Annotated in this window: 16 protein-coding genes; 9 read left to right on the top strand and 7 right to left on the bottom strand. The window is 45.6% G+C overall.

Annotated features, from left to right (window positions below; all coding sequences use genetic code 11):
* Window positions 1-33 precede the first annotated feature (33 nt).
* The 5 genes from tpx to rarD all read right to left on the bottom strand — a co-directional run bounded on the left by tpx (window position 34) and on the right by rarD (window position 5,716).
* A complete protein-coding gene (gene tpx, locus H5300_RS14315; protein WP_004736648.1) occupies window positions 34-531 on the bottom strand; it encodes a thiol peroxidase in 498 nt (165 codons plus the stop codon).
* Window positions 532-1,315: 784 nt separating this feature from the next.
* Window positions 1,316-3,073, bottom strand: a complete 1,758-nt coding sequence (ggt, locus tag H5300_RS14310; RefSeq protein ID WP_182796241.1) for a gamma-glutamyltransferase — start codon at window positions 3,071-3,073, stop codon at window positions 1,316-1,318.
* A 91-nt stretch (window positions 3,074-3,164) separates the two neighbouring features.
* On the bottom strand, window positions 3,165-3,827 hold the full coding sequence (locus H5300_RS14305; RefSeq protein ID WP_004736644.1) for a LysE family translocator: 663 nt from the start codon (window positions 3,825-3,827) through the stop codon (window positions 3,165-3,167).
* A gap of 99 nt (window positions 3,828-3,926) precedes the next feature.
* Complete coding sequence (locus tag H5300_RS14300; RefSeq protein WP_182796240.1) at window positions 3,927-4,721, bottom strand: AraC family transcriptional regulator; 795 nt, start codon at window positions 4,719-4,721, stop codon at window positions 3,927-3,929.
* Window positions 4,722-4,807: 86 nt separating this feature from the next.
* Window positions 4,808-5,716 carry an EamA family transporter RarD gene (rarD, locus tag H5300_RS14295; RefSeq protein ID WP_102463421.1) on the bottom strand — a complete coding sequence of 303 codons (909 nt, stop codon included), beginning with the start codon at window positions 5,714-5,716 and terminating at the stop codon, window positions 4,808-4,810.
* Between the two features lie 179 nt (window positions 5,717-5,895).
* On the opposite strand from rarD, the gene recQ reads away from it, so the two are divergent.
* The 3 genes from recQ (at window position 5,896) to H5300_RS14280 (ending at window position 9,041) form a co-directional block, all read left to right on the top strand.
* Entirely contained in the window at window positions 5,896-7,734 is a 1,839-nt protein-coding gene (gene recQ, locus H5300_RS14290; RefSeq protein WP_182796239.1) for an ATP-dependent DNA helicase RecQ, read from the top strand.
* A 66-nt stretch (window positions 7,735-7,800) separates the two neighbouring features.
* Complete coding sequence (locus H5300_RS14285) at window positions 7,801-8,112, top strand: DUF3630 family protein (RefSeq protein ID WP_009848192.1); 312 nt, start codon at window positions 7,801-7,803, stop codon at window positions 8,110-8,112.
* Between the two features lie 257 nt (window positions 8,113-8,369).
* Window positions 8,370-9,041 carry a 7-cyano-7-deazaguanine/7-aminomethyl-7-deazaguanine transporter gene (locus tag H5300_RS14280; RefSeq protein WP_004736638.1) on the top strand — a complete coding sequence of 224 codons (672 nt, stop codon included), beginning with the start codon at window positions 8,370-8,372 and terminating at the stop codon, window positions 9,039-9,041.
* Window positions 9,042-9,142: 101 nt separating this feature from the next.
* On the opposite strand, the gene gppA is transcribed toward H5300_RS14280, so the two are convergent.
* Both gppA and rhlB read right to left on the bottom strand, forming a co-directional pair.
* Window positions 9,143-10,636, bottom strand: coding sequence for a guanosine-5'-triphosphate,3'-diphosphate diphosphatase (gene gppA, locus H5300_RS14275; protein ID WP_182796238.1), 1,494 nt, complete (start codon window positions 10,634-10,636; stop codon window positions 9,143-9,145).
* A gap of 6 nt (window positions 10,637-10,642) precedes the next feature.
* A complete protein-coding gene (gene rhlB, locus H5300_RS14270) occupies window positions 10,643-11,953 on the bottom strand; it encodes an ATP-dependent RNA helicase RhlB (protein ID WP_004736636.1) in 1,311 nt (436 codons plus the stop codon).
* A gap of 111 nt (window positions 11,954-12,064) precedes the next feature.
* Between rhlB and trxA the strand changes: the two genes are divergently transcribed.
* From trxA to fre, 6 genes are all read left to right on the top strand, one after another.
* A complete protein-coding gene (gene trxA, locus H5300_RS14265) occupies window positions 12,065-12,391 on the top strand; it encodes a thioredoxin TrxA (RefSeq protein ID WP_004736635.1) in 327 nt (108 codons plus the stop codon).
* Between the two features lie 200 nt (window positions 12,392-12,591).
* A complete protein-coding gene (rho, locus tag H5300_RS14260) occupies window positions 12,592-13,851 on the top strand; it encodes a transcription termination factor Rho (RefSeq protein ID WP_004736633.1) in 1,260 nt (419 codons plus the stop codon).
* A gap of 110 nt (window positions 13,852-13,961) precedes the next feature.
* A complete protein-coding gene (locus H5300_RS14255; RefSeq protein ID WP_182796237.1) occupies window positions 13,962-14,957 on the top strand; it encodes a hypothetical protein in 996 nt (331 codons plus the stop codon).
* 98 nt (window positions 14,958-15,055) lie between these two features.
* Window positions 15,056-16,897 carry a 4-hydroxy-3-polyprenylbenzoate decarboxylase gene (ubiD, locus tag H5300_RS14250; protein WP_182796236.1) on the top strand — a complete coding sequence of 614 codons (1,842 nt, stop codon included), beginning with the start codon at window positions 15,056-15,058 and terminating at the stop codon, window positions 16,895-16,897.
* Window positions 16,894-17,163: a 2Fe-2S iron-sulfur cluster-binding protein gene (locus tag H5300_RS14245; protein ID WP_182796235.1), complete on the top strand. Its 270-nt coding sequence runs from the start codon at window positions 16,894-16,896 to the stop codon at window positions 17,161-17,163. The genes ubiD and H5300_RS14245 overlap by 4 nt, the downstream gene beginning before the upstream one ends.
* Before the next feature lie 20 nt (window positions 17,164-17,183).
* Window positions 17,184-17,897 carry an NAD(P)H-flavin reductase gene (fre, locus tag H5300_RS14240; protein WP_004736628.1) on the top strand — a complete coding sequence of 238 codons (714 nt, stop codon included), beginning with the start codon at window positions 17,184-17,186 and terminating at the stop codon, window positions 17,895-17,897.
* The last annotated feature ends 428 nt before the right edge of the window (window positions 17,898-18,325 follow it).

Genomic DNA, 18,325 nt, shown 5'->3' with positions numbered 1-18,325 from the left:
CGAGCTGAAGACATTGTTGCCTCAAAGTGAGACTTACAGTGCTGCAAGTGCCGCTTCGTAGTTTGGCTCTTCAGTGATCTCTGCAACCAACTCGCTGTGTGTCACCACACCTTTTTCATCAACAACGACAACTGCACGTGTTGTTAGGCTTGCTAGTGGGCCTTCAGCAATCGCCACGCCGTAATCTGATGCAAACGCAGGAGAACGGAAAGTTGAAGCGTGTTGAACGCCTTCAATGCCTTCAAGTTCGCAGAAGCGACCCGCAGCAAACGGTAGGTCAGCAGAAATACAAACAACAACCGTGTTCTCAAGTTCTGCTGCTTTTGCGTTGAACGTACGTACGCTCGTTGCACAAGTTGCTGTGTCGATGCTTGGGAAGATGTTTAGAACCACTTTCTTGCCTTCAAGAGAAGCAAGAGTCAGTTCAGAAAGGTCGCCTGCAGTCAGTGCAAAGCTTGGTGCTTGTTCGCCAGTTTGTGGGAATGTGCCTGTTAGTGGTACAGCAGCGCCTTTGAAGGTAACGTGTGACATGAATTTGTCCTTAGTTTAATTATGGTTATGAAACTAGTTGAGCCTAGTAAGACTTACGTTACTCGGAAGTGGTTAAGAAGTGAATGCTTTAAATGTCAGAATTGTAATTAAAGGTCTTTGATTTATTTGTTTGAGAGAGGAATAAGTGAAACGACAGATAAAGAAAAACCCCGAGAGCTTGCGCTCATCGGGGTCTATAGTCTTACTCGCAGCAATCCGGCTACTAAGTGTGCTCCATGCATCAAATCCATGATAGTGTGCTGTTATCCTTCAGCGTATTCCTTTCGTCGCCTTCCTAGCGGTGTCCTTGATCTTATCCTGATCTGCCAACAATCCTCGTTAGCGCGCGTCACTTGTTCCTTGAGCGGTGTCCTTTACATCATCCTGATGTTCAGTCCTTTCCTCGTCCAGAGGTGTCCATTGTCTTTCCTTAGTAGTAACCATCCTAGTTACTATTGCGTCCATTCAATGTCCATTTCGCTATCCATGCCGATTATTCATCCTGAGTAATCGAATCTTCATCCTGAAGATAACCAAGTCCTTGGCGTTTCCTGTTCCGTGTCAGCATCCTTCCGACACCATTCATATTACCGATTCCTTATTTATCAGCAATGGTGCATAAGCGAATTTCTATATAATTATTTGAATGATAAATGTACGTATCGTTTTATTTCAATTGGTTACGATATCTAGGTGACTAATTTCGTCATCAAATATCGATATTTACTCACTACCTTGTGAGAGATCTCGCACAAGGCAGCGAGTAAAAAGGGAGGATTATTCCCTACTGACCAATGGCTGCACCTTCACGACGAGGGTCTGCAGCGCCTTCTAAACCATCTTTTGTGATGCGAATCGCGTGTAAACCAGAGTTAAGATCGCGAACGTTGACCTCAAATCCCATCTTTTCTAGCTCAGGTTTGAAGTTTTCCGCTGATGTTCCTTTTTCTAAATCTAAGGTACCGAAGCGGTTTAGGAAGTGTGGTTGATTGATGGCTTGCTGAATATCCATGTCCCATTGGGTATGAGCAATGATCGCTTGTGCCACATAACCTATGATACGGCTGCCTCCCGGAGAGCCAATTGCCATGTAAGGTTTATCGTCTTGCATGATGATGGTCGGTGCCATTGAAGAGCGCGGACGCTTACCCGGTTCAAGTCGGTTGGCGATAGGCTTACCATCGTTATGGGTCTTGAATGAGAAATCCGTCAGTTCGTTGTTGAGTAGGAAACCTCTAACCATCAAGCGTGAGCCAAAGGCATTCTCAATGGTGGTGGTCATCGAAACGACATTGCCATCGCTATCGACAATATTGAAGTGGCTGGTGGACGGCAATTCAATAGAAACATCTTGGCTTCTCTGCATCACGTGATCCCACGGCGGTGTGCCTGAAGGTGCGCTTGCCAATGCCTTACCTGCGGTAATTAACTGAGCGCGTTCCTGCAAATAGTCAGTATTCACTAACCCTTGGGTAGGCATTGGCACATAATCTTGATCCGCCATGTACATACCACGGTCTGCAAAGGCTAGGCGAGAAGCGTCTGCTAACACCTGCCAAGACTTCGCATCGTTTGGTCCCCATGATTTAAGATCAAACTGCTCGGTCATCGCTAAGATCTGCCCAACCGTTAATGCACCTGAACTTGGTGGACCCATTCCGCACACTTGGTAGCTTTCATAAGCAGAACAAACCGGCTCGCGCTGCTTAATCGAATAAGCGTCGAAGTCTTTCTGTGCTAATACGCCCGGGTTACCTTTCGCTGTTTGTACTGTGTTAATGATGTCGGCAGAGATCTCACCTTGGTAAAAGGCCTTAGCACCGTTCTTAGAAATAGCGTTTAACGTTGCCGCGTACTCTGGGTTCTTAAGTTGCGTGCCAGCGGCTTTCGGGCTGCCATCGGCATTGAAGAAGTAGGCTTTAGTAGTGGCAAAGCGGCTTAGTCGCTGTTGGTCATTCTCAATCAAGGTGGCTAAACGTGGACTAATAGTAAAACCTTCTTCAGCCAGTTGAGCAATAGGCTTAATCAGTGATGCCCATTCGAGCTTGCCGTACTTCTGGTGAGTGTCCCACAGTAATTGCACCGTGCCTGGCGTGCCAACAGAACGACCGCCAACCACGGCATCATAGAATTTAAGCGGTTGGCCGTTTTCGTCTTGGAATAGACGTGGTGTGGCATCAAGCGGCGCGGTTTCACGGCCATCGTAGGTTTTGAGTTGCTTGTCCTTGCCATCAAAATAAACAAGGAACGCGCCGCCACCAATACCTGATGACTGAGGTTCTACTAAGCCAAGCATAAGCTGTACCGCTACCATGGCGTCAATCGCGTTACCACCACGAGCAAGTACATCAGCACCGGCTTGTGTGGCAAGAGGGTTGGCCGCGGTGACCATCCAATCGTTGGCTTTAACGAGCTGTTTGGTTCCTAAACCACTACTTTGTTCGGGTGCGACGGAATCGGCAGCTTGATTTGCCCAACTGACGTGAGAGGCAAAAAGTAGGGTAGAAGTGGCGAGGGTTGTTAGTTTTGTTTTCCACTGCATGATCTTCTCCTTTTAATATGCAGAGCTAGATTGGCAGTGGAAAGATGAGATAGCCAGAGTGTTGTTAACGAATTGTAATCTTGATTCGAATTTAAGCGATTAAACCGGATAGCGACTGCCAAAGAATACTCACGCCAATAAGGCTGAATACCACGCCACATAAGCCATCGATGTATACCGTTGCTTCGCTGAGTTTCTTTTGCAATGCCTTAGTCGAAAGCATCCACGCCAGTAGTGAGAACCAAAACAGAGACAGACCAAATAGGATGATAAGCGCAAAGCCTTTACCTGACAGAGACATGTCGGCAGGCACTAGGCTCGACATCAAGCTGATAAAGAACACCAAAGCCTTTGGGTTGAGAATATTGGTCGCAAACCCTTTCGAAAATGCCTGACGCTTATTGGTCAGAATCAGATCGTTGGAATTGACGGTATCGGCATCATCATCGTGGTTCTGAATGATTTGCCAGGTTGCTTTAAGTGCTCCGTAACCTAAGTACAGTAAGTAGCTACCGCCGGCTAGTTGGATAATGGCAAATAATGTGGGTTGTTGGTGGACTAGGTAACTGATTCCCGTCAGGCTCAGTAATGAGTGCAGCAAGATCCCGCAAGATAAACCAAGCGCAATGTACAAGCCTGTCTGGCGTCCGTGACGCGTCGCATTTTGCACGACTAACGCAAAATCAGGGCCGGGGCTCATCAAAGCGATGAAGTGGATAGAGGCTAGGGTGATCAGTATGGTGACTTCGTTCATCGTCAGTTCTCAATAACGTTGCCGCTATTTTTAAATAAGTAATCGTATTGAGCGTAGCTTACCGTGATTTGAAATCGAGCAATTGTAAATTATCAACACTTAGTTGATTTGTGAGGGTGGTACACCGAACGTGGTTTTGAAAGCCTTAGAGAAGTGTGCTTGGTCATAGAAGCCTACTTGGTGCGCGACCTTGGTACCACATATCCCAGACTTAATCAGACGCATGCTCTGTTCCATACGTAAACGGCTCAGCCATGCATAAGGCGTAATGCCCATTCTGTTTTTAAAATGGCGTTGGAATTGAGTCGTGGTTAAACCACACAACTCAGACAATTGTTCTAATCGCACTGGTTGATCCAAGTTCGCCATCAAGTAGTCTTTTAGCGTATCAATCGATTGATTACCCAGTTTGATGTCACTCTTCGATCCAAATTTCGCATAACGATCGACAATCGTCGAGAACCCTTCGAAAGGTAAACAATCTTGAGCGAGCTGGCTGATGTTTTGATGGATTAATAGGCCGTGTAAGTTGCGTAATTGTGAAAATGCAGCTTGATCGGAGAGGATCAACTCAGAAAAGCCTAATGTGTGACCATTCTTCTTGGGATCGGCAAGATCTTGAAACCATTGGGGAGAAACTGCAAACACACTGACTTGATAACCCGAATCGAGTTTGGAGTGCCCATCATGCAGCTCATCGGGTGGCATGATAACAATTTGGCCAGCACCAACATTATGGCTCGTCCCTTTATAGACGAATTTCTGTTGTCCTTGGGTAATTAAACCAATGTGAAAGTCCAAATGATAGTGGCGCTGGAAAGCAAACTCTTGGTATTGAGCTTGGATCAGGCTGATATCTTCTGTTGGGGTAGAGTAATAGTGGACTTTATCCATGGTACAAAAAAGCTTGGTCAAATAGTCATCAATTCAACCAAGCTTATCTTCGTATTAAGGGATTGTCTTGTAAAAAACGATCAGTGTTACTGCTTAGCGCGTTTGTTCTTTCTGTTGTTACGCAGACCGTCAAAGCTGAATATCACCAACGCTCCCCAAATAAAGGCGAAGGTAATCGCTTTGTCACTGGTAAACGCTTCGCCATAAATCAGCACCGCTAACAAGAACATTAAGCTTGGTCCAATGTACTGGAAGAAGCCGAGGGTCGATAGCTTCAAGCGTGTTGCAGCGCCAGTAAAGCACAGCAGTGGAATGGTGGTAATAACACCAGCAGCAACCAGTAATAGATTGAGTTGCATCGGGTTCATTGAGAAGTCCGAGGTTGGGCTATCAGCAATAAACAGTAGGTACGTTGCTGCGAGAGGTAACATAACCAGAGTCTCAATGAACAAACCGGTTTGCGCTTCTAAGCTCACCTTTTTACGCAGTAAGCCATAAAAACCGAAGCTAAAGGCTAGGGCAATGGCGACGATCGGCACTGAACCGAAGGCAATTAATTGGATTAATACGCCAATCGCAGCAAGAGCCACTGCAAACCATTGCAGCTTACGTAAGCGTTCGCCGAGGAAGAGCATCCCGAGCAACACGTTAATCAGTGGGTTGATGTAATACCCCAAGCTGGCATCAAGCATGTGATTGGAATTCACCGCCCAAATAAAAATAAGCCAGTTAGCGCCCACCAAAATAGACGTCGCCACCAAATAGAGCATTTTTGGTTTCGAGGTCAGGGTGTCGCGGACTTTACGCCAGCTGCGGCCAATGTGCAGTAAGAAAGCGAGTAGGAAAAAGGACCATACTACACGGTGGCTAAGGATCTCTAACGGGGATACGTCACTTAAAGATTTGAAATATATAGGGGCGATCCCCCACATGGTGTAGGCGCCGACGGCAAGCAAAACTCCCTGGCGCGTACGTTGTTGTTGTTCCTGTGTCATGCATCTTTCTCTAGCACTGAGTGCTTATTAATAAGATTTATAAGAGAGTTGGTCAGTATAGGAGCGATAACCCTTTTCACCTAACAATTTGCGGTTTAATTCGCCAGCGTTCCCCTCTACAATGTGCGACTTGCTTGCCGAAGATGCTTGCTGATTTCATACCTCGATTAGGAACCATAATGACCGCCACTCTGATTGCTGAGCAAATACCAACTCCCGCGAATGATGCGCAAACCATCTTGCAAGATGTGTTCGGCTATCAAAGCTTTCGCGATGGTCAGCAAGAGGTCATTGATTTGGCCGTTGAGGGCAAAGACAGCTTGGTGATTATGCCAACCGGTGGCGGTAAATCTCTGTGTTACCAAATCCCGGCTTTGGTTCGTGAAGGGCTGACTCTGGTTATCTCACCGCTGATTTCGTTGATGAAAGACCAGGTTGATCAGTTGAAAGCCAACGGTGTCGCGGCAGAGTGCATTAACTCGTCAATGCCGCGTGAGAATCTGATCTCGGTCTTTAATCGTATGAACTCAGGTCAGTTGAAAATGGTGTATGTCTCGCCAGAGCGCGTGTTGATGCGTGACTTTATCGAGCGTCTACAAGGCTTACCGCTTTCGATGATTGCGGTCGATGAAGCGCACTGTATCTCTCAGTGGGGGCACGATTTCCGCCCTGAATATGCATCATTAGGTCAGCTTAAACAGTATTTCCCACATGTACCTTACATGGCGCTAACGGCAACTGCCGATGATGCGACTCGTAAAGATATTATCTCGCGCTTGCAGTTGGTGGATCCACATACGCATTTAGGCAGCTTCGATCGCCCTAATATTCGCTACAACTTGGTTGAGAAGCACAAGCCCGTGTCACAGGTGGTTCGCTACCTAGAAACACAGAAAGGCAATTGCGGCATCATCTACTGTGGTAGTCGCAAGAAAGTGGAGATGGTGACCGAGAAGCTGTGCAATAACGGTATTCGCGCTGCGGGTTACCATGCCGGCATGGATACCGACGAACGTGCTTACGTTCAAGAAGCTTTCCAGCGTGATGATGTTCAGATCGTTGTGGCGACTGTGGCGTTTGGTATGGGCATCAATAAACCTAACGTACGCTTTGTGGTGCACTTTGATATTCCACGTAATATCGAATCTTATTATCAAGAGACTGGCCGTGCGGGTCGTGATGGCTTGCCTGCTGAAGCTATGATGTTGTTTGACCCTGCTGATATGGGTTGGCTGCGTCGTATGCTTGATGAAAAAGAAGAAGGCCCGCAAAAACAAGTTGAGATGCACAAGCTGAACGCGATGAGTGCCTTTGCCGAAGCGCAAACGTGTCGTCGTCAGGTTCTGTTGAACTACTTTGGCGAATATCGCGAGAAGCAATGTGGCAACTGCGATATCTGTCTCGACCCACCTAAGCACTTTGATGCGACCCAAGAGGCGCAGAAGGCGTTGTCTTGTGTGTACCGCGTTAATCAGTCGTTTGGTATGGGCTATGTGGTTGAAGTGATGCGCGGTATGCAGAATATCCGTGTACGCGATAATGGTCACGACAAGCTTTCTACTTACGGTATCGGCCGCGACCATAGCCACGATTACTGGATCAGTATCTTCCGTCAGCTGATTCACAAAGGTTTGTTGTTCCAAAACATCACTCGTAACTCGACATTACAGTTAACAGAAGAAGCCCGCCCGTTACTGCGTGGTGAGATGTCTTTAGAATTGGCTGTACCTCGTTTAGATACAGCAGTGCGTAATGCGAAGTCCGATAAACTAAGCAGCAAGAACTACGATAAGAAGCTGTTTGCCAAACTGCGTAAGCTGCGTAAGTCGATTGCTGATGAAGATGGTTTGCCACCATACGTGGTATTCAGTGATGCGACGCTGATTGATATGGCCGAAATCCTACCCACATCTTATGGCGAGATGCTGGCGGTAAATGGCGTTGGTCAGCGTAAACTTGATAAGTACGCAGACCCATTCTTAGATTTGATTCAAGAACACATCACCACACACGGCTAGCTTGCAAGAAACGACTAGCTTATAAAAACGATTGGCTTATAGAAAAAGAATAAGGTTGATAGGGACATGACAACACCAACAGAATTTGGCTTAAGAGAGTATTTGGCTGAGGAAGGGCGTTTATTGATTACGTCTCCAAGTTTTGATTTTGATTCTTATGAAGTGCTAGGCGAAAAGCTGGTGGCGTTGCTGTCAGCTTCTGTTGTTGAAAAGCAATGGGACGCCGATATGCACTCTTGGTTGATTGATTTTGAAGATTGTCGAATGTTTTTAAAGTCTGAGCATTACAGCGAATCAATCTGGTTTGAGTCGTTAAACGCTGAAGAAAGCCGAGAAGAATTTGATTATCTCGCGACGCTTTTTAAGCGCGGTTTCTAACTTTTTGCATGGCTTCTGAAACGTCGCTTCTAAACCTGGCTTCTAATGTCATTCATCAATAAAAGTGAGGATAAACGTTTGCGTTTGTTCTCACCGTTGCAGCCAATATTGATTAATGTATAATCGCCCGCCGCTCAATAGAGCAAATTATAGAAACATTTTTAATTCACATTATTGGTAAGAGCTTTCTTAGTTTATTCGAAGAAATGACTCGATTTGGGTTCCCTCACCCCCAAACCAAACTAAAAAGGTACAGCATGAGTAACTTTACCCCTGCGCAACAGCGCAAAGCCCTAGCACTATTAGTTTTGTTCCATTTGGTGATTATTGCGTCAAGCAACTATTTGGTTCAGCTACCTTTTACCGTCTTCGGTATGCACACCACTTGGGGTGCTTTCACTTTCCCGTTTATCTTCCTAGCGACCGATCTCACAGTACGCATTTTTGGTGCGCAGCTTGCTCGTAAAATCATTTTCTTAGTGATGTTGCCTGCACTGGCCGTTTCTTATTTATTGTCTGTGGTGTTCTTTGAAGGTTCCTTCCAAGGCTTTAGCCAACTAGGCGAGTTCAACCTGTTTGTTGCACGTATCGCAGCGGCAAGCTTCATGGCTTATTTGCTCGGTCAGATCTTGGATGTGCATGTGTTCAACCGCTTACGCCAAATGAAGCAATGGTGGGTTGCACCAACGTGTTCGACACTTTTTGGTAATGCCATTGATACCATCGCGTTCTTTGCGATTGCCTTCTACCAAAGCCCAGATCCATTCATGGCTGAGCACTGGACTGAAATTGCGTTGGTTGATTACGGATTCAAACTCATCATTAGCTTAGGTTTGTTCGTGCCTATGTACGGTGTGCTTCTTAATTACGTGGTTAAGAAGTTAACCGCAGTGAACCCTGATTTTAAAGCGACAGGTGTTAACGCTTAAGTTTGAGATTTGTAACACAAAGCATTAATGCAGCGATAAGAAAAAGCCCAAGTTAGGCTACTAACTTGGGCTTTTTTAATTTCTAGCGTCAGATACTAATATCAGAGGCATTCAATATTCAATGGCCAGCCAATATCGGTTTGTCTATTCGACTCGATCTCTAGCTCAGCAGCGGTCAGCGGGTTGTCTGCTAGCCATTGCTTAGAAAGCGTTAAGGTCAGGTTGTTACCATCGGTTGCAAGCTTAAACTCAGGCTCTAGCGCTGGATTGCGACGGTGGGTCAGCAAAATAGCTAAACGCAGAATTCGTAAAATACGCTTGCTGCTGGTGCCTGAGATTGCATGTTGCTCAGGCAATGAGGTTAACTGTTCACGGTAGCGACGTGTTAACTCACCCAAGTAGTGCTTTTGCGCTCGAGTAAAGCCAGGCAGGTCTAAGTTCTGCAGTAGGTAAGCGCTGTGCTCGCCACCTTTTTTGAAATCGATGGTTAAACCAATCTCATGAAGCTTAGCTGCGGTTTGCAATAGCACGCCAGCTTGTGGTTCTGAAACCCATGTTTCGGCGCCTGCTTGCTCTAACAGAGTTTGTGCGACGACAGCAACTTGTTCACCGTAGCTTATGTCCATTTGGTAACGTGATTGCACGCTCTTGATGGTACGCGCACGAATATCTTCTTGGCGAAGTTCATCCACCATCTCGTAGGCTAGGCCTTCACGGAGTGCACCGCCTGCGAGTGTCATTGAATCAATTTCAAGTAGCTCAAAAATAGCGATAAGAATAGAAAGGCCACTTGGGAACACTAATGCACGCTCTAGGGTCAATCCTTCTATTTCTAGCTCTTCCAAGCGCTCGGTAATCATAGCTTGTTTCTGTAGACGCTTAAGTTTGGCATGAGTAATGACTTCATCCATGCCTTGCGCCAACATGATTTCTTGCAGTGCTTGAACGGTACCACTGGCACCAACACACACATCCCATCCGATATCAGTGTAGCTATCAAGAATAGGAGCCAACGTAGACTTAGCCGCTTCAATGGCATTGTTAAAGTTGGTTGCGGTTAATTGGCGATCTTTAAAGTGGCGCTCAAGCCAGGTAACACAGCCCATCTTCAGGCTAGTTAGTGCTTTCGCTGAGAAGCCTTCACCTATGATCATTTCGGTGCTTGCGCCACCAATATCAACGACCAGTCGGCGGCCGCTGCCACCAGAAGTGTGTGCTACGCCTTTATAGATAGTCGCAGCTTCTTCTTCACCAGAGATAACATTGATGTCGTAACCAAGGATCTGGTTCGCTTTCTCTAGAAATATATCCACATTGATAGCGGTACGTAGGGTCGCTGTACCCACAATGCGGATATTTTCTTTCGGAATATCTTGCAGTCGCTCTGCAAAGAGACTCAAACAGTCCCAACCGCGCTGCATAGCTTCTGTACTAAGCGCATTATTTTCATTTAAGCCTGCTGCTAAACGCACTTTACGCTTAATCTTAGCCATAGTTTGTACGCTGCCATCGATGTGACGCACAACGAGCATATGAAAACTGTTCGACCCGAGGTCGATTGCAGCATAAAGCGGGGGTGACACTGTTTGACTCATAAGCGACTAAGCTTCCTTGTTATGACGCGGTTGGCGTGGGCGACGGTTCTGGTTTGGTTTACGGTTACCGTTGCGTGGGCCATTGTTGTTTGAGCGGCGTTGTTGCGGGTTACGTGTACGTAAGCGCATCGGTGCTGGCAGATCTTCTAGTAGTGCAGAAGCATCGTAGTCAGACATTGGGATAGCATGCTCAATGTATTCTTCGATTGGTGGCAAGTTGATTGCGTAATCTTCACAAGCAAAGCTGATCGAGTGACCGCTTTCACCAGCACGACCTGTACGACCGATACGGTGAACGTAATCTTCGCAATCATCAGGTAGGTCGAAGTTGAATACGTGTGTTACTTGAGGAATGTGTAGGCCACGAGCTGCAACATCAGTTGCGACAAGAAGGTCAACATCACCTTTGGTGAACTGCTCAAGAATTTTTTCACGTTTCTTCTGAGGAACATCGCCAGTTAGCAGGCCTACACGGTGACCATCGGCAGCCAAGTGGCCCCAAACTGATTCACATTTGTGCTTCGTGTTAGCGAAGATGATTGCGCGATCTGGCCATTCTTCTTCGATTAACGTTTGTAGAAGAGCCATCTTATGTTCGTTAGAAGGGTAGAACAGTTCTTCTTGAATGCGGTGACCTGTTTTACGCTCAGGCTCAACAACCACGTGCTCTGGGTTGTGCATGTGCTCGAACGCTAGCTCTTGTACGCGGTAAGACAGCGTCGCAGAGAACAGCATGTTCAGGCGATCTTTTGGCTCAGGCATACGGCGGAACAAGAAGCGAATGTCTTTAATAAAGCCCAGATCAAACATACGATCGGCTTCATCAAGCACAACAGCTTGAATGTGGTTAAGGTTAAATACCTTTTGCTTGTAGAAATCGATGATACGGCCAGTAGTACCAATTAAGATATCTGCGCCTTCTTCGATTTTACCTAGCTGCTTGTCGTAGCTTTCGCCACCGTAAGCGAGTGCTGCTTTGATACCCGTGCTTTCAACCAGAGAGTCAGCATCGTTGTAGATCTGAATCGCGAGTTCACGCGTTGGTGCCATAATAATTGCACGTGGCTGGTTAGGCTTACGCCCTTCATGCTCAGGTGTTTTTAGCAGGTGGTTAAAAGTAGCAGTTAGAAACGCAAGCGTTTTACCAGTACCCGTTTGGGCCTGGCCTGCAATGTCTTGGCCGGTGAGCAGTACCGGGAGCGCCAAGGCTTGGATAGGGGTACAATAATCGAACCCTTTTTTCTCCAATCCTTCAATGACTTGAGGAAGTAAATCCAAGTCGGCGAACTTTTGCTCTGTGATATGCGTCTTTTTCATTGCTATAGAATATCAGCTTAAGCTTGCAATACGAAAGTAAATACATTCCAATAGGGCATCTATTTACTGGTTATCATCCAACCAGTTCTAAAAAATACATTGGAGTGGAAGATGAGTGATAAGATTTTGCAGCTAACTGATGACGGTTTTGATAACGATGTAATCAATGCTGCAGGCCCTGTTCTTGTTGATTTTTGGGCAGAATGGTGTGGTCCATGTAAAATGATTGCGCCGATTCTTGATGAAATCGCAAACGAGTACGAAGGCAAGCTCACAATCGGTAAATTAAATATCGACCAAAATGCTGGAACTCCACCAAAATTCGGTATTCGTGGCATTCCAACGCTGCTTCTTTTCAAAGATGGCGGCGTAGCAGCAACTAAAGTTGGTGCATTGTCTAAAACTCAACTTAAAGAGTTCCTAGACGCTAACCTTTAATCAGGTCAGCATTTGAAAAGAAACCGCGCAGTTAACAAATGCGCGGTTTTGTTTTTTCTAAGCTATGGACTAGTCTTAGTTTTAGTGCTAATTTATCGCACGTTAATTGAACGAATTTCTCTTCTTGGTCGATCCTGTGACCAACTCCTTCTTAACTTAAGAAAACAGATCCTATTTTGACTAAACAAACTTCCACCACTATGAATCTTACTGAACTGAAGAACAGACCTGTGTCTGAACTTGTTAAACTTAGCGAAAGCCTAGGTCTTGAAAATCAAGCTCGCCTAAGAAAACAAGACATTATCTTCTCCATCCTTAAAGCGCATGCAAAAAGTGGTGAAGACATCTTTGGTGATGGTGTTCTAGAAATTCTTCAAGACGGTTTTGGTTTCCTGCGTAGCGGCGACAGTTCGTACCTTGCTGGGCCAGATGATATTTACGTATCACCAAGCCAGATTCGTCGTTTTAACCTTCGCACCGGTGACTCGATTGGCGGTAAAATCCGTCCACCTAAAGATGGCGAACGTTACTTTGCACTGCTTAAAGTAAACACGGTTAACTACGACAAGCCAGACAACGCTCGTAACAAAATCCTTTTTGAAAACCTGACTCCTCTTCACGCCAACGAACGTATGGTGATGGAAGCAGGTAATGGTGCGACTGAAGATATCACAGCTCGAATTCTTGACCTTGCTTCACCTATAGGTAAAGGCCAGCGTGGTCTGATTGTTGCTCCGCCTAAAGCAGGTAAAACAATGCTTCTGCAAAATATTGCACAAAGCATTGCACGCAACCATCCTGAGTGTGAACTAATGGTTCTACTTATCGATGAGCGTCCAGAAGAAGTAACAGAAATGCAGCGCCTAGTTAAAGGCGAAGTAATCGCATCGACTTTCGATGAGCCAGCATCTCGCCACGTACAAGTAGCAGAAATGGTAATCGAGAAGGCGAAGCGTCTTGTTGAACACAAGAAAGATGTGGTTATCCTACTGGACTCAATCACTCGTCTAGCTCGTGCTTACAACACTGTTATTCCTTCATCAGGTAAAGTTCTTACTGGTGGTGTTGATGCGAATGCTCTACATCGTCCAAAGCGTTTCTTCGGTGCGGCACGTAACGTAGAAGAAGGCGGTAGCTTAACTATCATCGCAACTGCACTGGTTGATACTGGTTCTAAGATGGATGAAGTAATCTACGAAGAATTCAAAGGTACAGGTAACATGGAACTGCACCTTAACCGTAAGATTGCTGAAAAGCGCGTATTCCCAGCGATTGATTTCAACCGCTCTGGTACTCGCCGTGAAGAGCTTCTTACTAAGCCTGATGAGCTACAGAAGATGTGGATCCTGCGTAAGATTGTTCACCCTATGGGCGAAACTGATGCAATGGAATTCCTTATCGATAAGTTAGCAATGACTAAAACGAACGATGAGTTCTTTGACGCAATGCGTCGTCAGTAGTCTTGATTAGCTGATAGTTATTAAAAAGCGCTGCCTTCGGGTGGCGCTTTTTATTTGCATTTTATAGCGACAGCTTGCAGAATGAGCAAAAGTGTTAAAAGGAAGTTAAAATGCAACATGGACTGTTGTCATCATTACTCCTGTCTACTTCACTGTTACTTTCCCCGGTCGGTATGAGCTATGCCACCGAGATGTCTCCAATTACAGTAGAGTCTTGGCTTGAGAATGATCAAGTAAAACTGAAAACTGCTGAATTACTCGAATTTGTCGTACGTGACGAAGTCAATTCGCTGCGCTTCGCGCTTGAGCGTCTGACATTTCCCCAACAAGAAGTGGCTCGTTACCAACTCTTGAAGAAGCTCGAACAGCAAAAAATTGTCCTCACCCCCAAGATGTCTATCTTCATTGAGCAGCAACTCGCTATCACGCCAACTTACCAAGTTTTAGAGCGTGGAGATGGTTATGAGTTTACGGTACCTGCCTTTAATTACCCTTCGATTGCCAACCGGCTCATCAAACAGTGGCGCCAAGACCAGAAGACGCTGGTGTTTGTGTTAGATGCAGAGAAACAAGAACTCGACCTAAAAGAGTGGTTATCTGGATCTGAGCATCAAGTTCAAACACGAGAAGCATTGTTAATCAGAGAGCTAGACAGTTTGTCTCCTGAAGCGGTTGATTATCTGACTAAGCAACTCACGGCCTCCTCGATTGTTAGCTGGCTACCTTCTACTGAGGTGGTGATTCGATTAGCGCAAGTGAGCGAAGACCCAGAGGTCTACAAGATTCTATGGCGAATGAAGGCCGATTATCATAGCCAAGCTGAGCTAGTCCGCCTTGCTGAAACCAAACAAGCGTTCGCACTTGAACAAGTAATGGCTGCGACTAAGAACCCTCGTTTGAAAGATGAAGCGATTACTTTGCTTACCAAGGTTAACCCGCTATCAGAAGAGGTGAAGGAGTTTCTTGTCTCTAGGATGGCGATTGCCGATGAAGCGCCATTAGTCGCCCGTGAATTAGCCAAACAAGGTCATACGCGATGGTTGCAAGATCTTGTAAATGATAACCCTCAGGTGAAGAGCTCTTTGATCGAGCAAGCATTACCGTAAAGTGGATTTTGCCTCTCAATAACCACACTAAAAAGGGGGATCTCAGCGTCACCCTTTTTGATATACTGAGCGCAGAATAATCAGTATGTAGAAGTCCTATGAGTTTTAAAGATTTACGTGATTTTATCGACCATCTTGAAAGTATTGGTCAGTTGAAACGCATTTCTTACCCAGTCGATCCAGACTATGAAATGACCGAGATTAGCGACCGTACTCTACGTGCTGGTGGCCCGGCTCTTTTGTTTGAAAATCCAATAGGTTATGACATGCCTGTTTTAACCAATCTATTTGGTACACCTAATCGTGTGGCTATTGGTATGGGTCGTCAGGAAGTGAAAGAACTGCGTGAAGTGGGTAAGTTGTTAGCTTACCTAAAGGAACCTGAGCCACCTAAAGGCTTTAAAGACGCTCTCGATAAACTGCCGGTGTTTAAGCAAGTCTTAAATATGCCAGCTAAACGTCTTCGTAAAGCGGCATGCCAACAAGTGATATGGCAGGGTGATGACGTCGACCTAGATAAAATCCCCGTGATGAGCTGTTGGGCCGACGATGTCGCGCCATTGCTAACATGGGGATTAACGGTTACTCGCGGTCCTAATAAGAAACGCCAAAACTTAGGCATCTATCGCCAGCAAAAGATCGGCAAGAATAAAGTCATTATGCGCTGGTTAGCCCACCGTGGCGGAGCGCTTGATCTGCGTGATTGGATGGAAACTAACCCAGGTAAACCATTCCCAGTTTCTGTAGCGTTTGGAGCAGACCCTGCCACCATTCTTGGTGCGGTTACGCCAGTGCCGGATACTTTATCGGAATACGCGTTTGCAGGCTTACTACGCGGTAGTAAAACTGAGGTTGTTAAATCAATCAGCAATGATTTAGACGTTCCTGCAAGTGCGGAAATCGTGATTGAAGGTTACATCGACCCGAATGAGTTCGCGGACGAAGGGCCTTACGGAGATCATACTGGTTACTACAACGAGAAAGAAAAGCACCATGTGTTCACTGTTACTCATGTAACCATGCGCGAAAACCCTATCTATCACAGCACCTATACTGGCCGTCCACCTGATGAGCCTGCGGTATTGGGTGTTGCGTTAAATGAAGTGTTTGTTCCTATTCTTCAAAAGCAGTTCCCAGAGATTGAAGATTTCTATCTACCGCCTGAAGGTTGTTCATACCGAATGGCAGTAGTAACCATGAAGAAGCAATACCCAGGTCACGCTAAGCGAGTGATGATGGGTGTATGGTCTTTCTTACGCCAATTCATGTACACCAAGTTTGTATTGGTGTGCGATGAAGATGTGAATGCACGAGACTGGTCTCAAGTGACCGCTGCTATGTGTGAACATATGGATCCGTCACGCGATAGCTTGATGATAGAGCACACGCCAATCGATTCATTGGATTTTGCATCACCCGTGGTTGGGTTAGGTTCTAAGATGGGTCTAGATATCACTAAGAAGTGGGATGCAGAGTTAGCGTTATCGCCAGATGTCCAAGCAGCACCTGTAAATAGTGAACATATAGAGGGTAGCTTAGCTGAGTTAACCAAGGTTCATCCTGAAATTATTGATATTCACCTGCAAAACGATAATGCCAACATGGTTGTGGTGTCTATTGATAAGCAAGCTGCAGGTAATGGTAAGAAAATCATGGAAGCGGTTTGGTCTCAATTTGATGAGAACAAGTTTGTTATCGTGTGTGACGGCGATGTCAACGTGAGTGATTGGAATGACATTATTTGGGCGGTGACCACAAGAATGGATCCGGCCAGAGATACGTTGTTCCTACAGAATGAAACAGGACACTCAAAAATGGGTCTAGATGCGACCAATAAGTGGGAAGGCGAATGCCTCCGTGAGTGGGGTGTTCCAATCACAAAAGATCCTGATGTCGTTAAAAAGATTGATAGCATCTGGGAACAGCTAGGAATTTCATGAGCTACCAAGTAGTCTTATACCCAGAAAACATCAGTTTTACCGTAGAAAAAGGGCAAACGGTCTTGGATGCTGCGCTCAACAGCGATATATATTTCCCAAATCGTTGCCAAGTCGGCGCATGCGCGATGTGTATGTGCAGAAAATTAGAAGGGCAAGTGAGTTACCATCTTGAACCCATGCTCACAGAGAAAGAGCAGCAACAAGGCTGGATTTTTGCTTGCCAAGCATTTGCAGAAAGTAATTTATTTCTAACCTTTGCCGATTAAGGGTTAGTAAGAGGAAGAGCATGACTATTAAATGTAAAGTGAAGTCTATCGAGCCTTTGGCTTGTAATACTTACCAAATCCTACTTCACCCAGAAACACCGGTCGCTTTTAAAGCGGGCCAATATCTGATGGTTGAAATGGGCGAGAAAGATAAGCGTCCATTTTCGATTGCAAGCAGCCCTTGTCGCCATGAAGGCGAGCTTGAGTTACACATTGGTGCAGCTGAGCACAATGCTTACGCATCAGAAGTCGTTGAGGCAATGAAGAAAGCGCAAGCTGAAGATGGCGATATAGCTATTGATGCTCCGCACGGTGATGCGTGGGTTAAAGAAGAAAGCGATCGTCCTCTGTTACTAATTGCTGGTGGTACTGGCTTTAGCTACGTGCGCTCTATTCTCGATCACTGCATCGCGCAGAACAGTAAAAAAGAGATTCATCTATACTGGGGTGCAAAAGATGAGTGTCAGCTGTATGCGAAAGAAGAGCTTGTCGACATTGCAGCAAAACACAGCAATGTGCATTTTGTACCAGTAGTAGAAGAAGCACCTGAAGTTTGGAACGGCCAAACGGGTAATGTATTAGAAGCAATCACGCAAAGCTTCGAATCATTAGCTGATTTCGATATCTACATTGCGGGTCGTTTCGAAATGGCAGGCGCTGCAAGAGACATGTTTACTCAGAATAAAGAAGCAAAGCGTGACCATATGTACGCAGATGCTTACGCATTTATCTAAGAATTCTTTTGGGTTTTGAGCGAAAAGAGAGCAGAAATGTTCTCTTTTTTCTGTTTAGGTGAACTATTAGGCAGTTAACCCCTATTTATTCATTTTTTATGAAAAAGTAGTTGCTAAGCTGAGTGGGTTCCCTATAATGCGACACCACTGAGACGGCAGACGCCACAAGGCTTCAGCAACAATCAGTTAGACGGAAAGCGACAAAAAATTAATTTTCAAAAAGTGTTTGACACTGAATGTTAATTCGCTAGAATGGCCGTCCACTTAGAGAGGCTCCTTACTTAAAAGGAACGCTCAACAAGTGAAGCTCTTTAACAATTTAAACCTATCAATCTGTGTGGGCACTCGTTGATGAATATCAAAACGTTATTACTTAGGTAGTAACAGTTACTTCGGTAACAAACTTGATTTCAATGAACTGAGTGACC

The sequence above is a fragment of the Vibrio sp. SG41-7 genome, from assembly GCF_014164465.1.
Taxonomy (GTDB): Bacteria; Pseudomonadota; Gammaproteobacteria; order Enterobacterales; family Vibrionaceae; genus Vibrio; species Vibrio splendidus.
This window is presented reverse-complemented; position numbering and strand designations above follow the sequence as displayed.

Excerpts from the sequence above, each read along its gene's own strand:
- tpx (WP_004736648.1), bottom strand. The coding sequence starts at position 531 with ATGTCACACGTTACCTTCAAAGGCGCTGCTGTACCACTAACAGGCACA.
- ggt (WP_182796241.1), bottom strand. The coding sequence starts at position 3,073 with ATGCAGTGGAAAACAAAACTAACAACCCTCGCCACTTCTACCCTACTT.
- H5300_RS14305 (WP_004736644.1), bottom strand. The coding sequence starts at position 3,827 with ATGAACGAAGTCACCATACTGATCACCCTAGCCTCTATCCACTTCATC.
- H5300_RS14300 (WP_182796240.1), bottom strand. The coding sequence starts at position 4,721 with ATGGATAAAGTCCACTATTACTCTACCCCAACAGAAGATATCAGCCTG.
- rarD (WP_102463421.1), bottom strand. The coding sequence starts at position 5,716 with ATGACACAGGAACAACAACAACGTACGCGCCAGGGAGTTTTGCTTGCC.
- recQ (WP_182796239.1), top strand. The coding sequence starts at position 5,896 with ATGACCGCCACTCTGATTGCTGAGCAAATACCAACTCCCGCGAATGAT.
- H5300_RS14285 (WP_009848192.1), top strand. The coding sequence starts at position 7,801 with ATGACAACACCAACAGAATTTGGCTTAAGAGAGTATTTGGCTGAGGAA.
- H5300_RS14280 (WP_004736638.1), top strand. The coding sequence starts at position 8,370 with ATGAGTAACTTTACCCCTGCGCAACAGCGCAAAGCCCTAGCACTATTA.
- gppA (WP_182796238.1), bottom strand. The coding sequence starts at position 10,636 with ATGAGTCAAACAGTGTCACCCCCGCTTTATGCTGCAATCGACCTCGGG.
- rhlB (WP_004736636.1), bottom strand. The coding sequence starts at position 11,953 with ATGAAAAAGACGCATATCACAGAGCAAAAGTTCGCCGACTTGGATTTA.
- trxA (WP_004736635.1), top strand. The coding sequence starts at position 12,065 with ATGAGTGATAAGATTTTGCAGCTAACTGATGACGGTTTTGATAACGAT.
- rho (WP_004736633.1), top strand. The coding sequence starts at position 12,592 with ATGAATCTTACTGAACTGAAGAACAGACCTGTGTCTGAACTTGTTAAA.
- H5300_RS14255 (WP_182796237.1), top strand. The coding sequence starts at position 13,962 with ATGCAACATGGACTGTTGTCATCATTACTCCTGTCTACTTCACTGTTA.
- ubiD (WP_182796236.1), top strand. The coding sequence starts at position 15,056 with ATGAGTTTTAAAGATTTACGTGATTTTATCGACCATCTTGAAAGTATT.
- H5300_RS14245 (WP_182796235.1), top strand. The coding sequence starts at position 16,894 with ATGAGCTACCAAGTAGTCTTATACCCAGAAAACATCAGTTTTACCGTA.
- fre (WP_004736628.1), top strand. The coding sequence starts at position 17,184 with ATGACTATTAAATGTAAAGTGAAGTCTATCGAGCCTTTGGCTTGTAAT.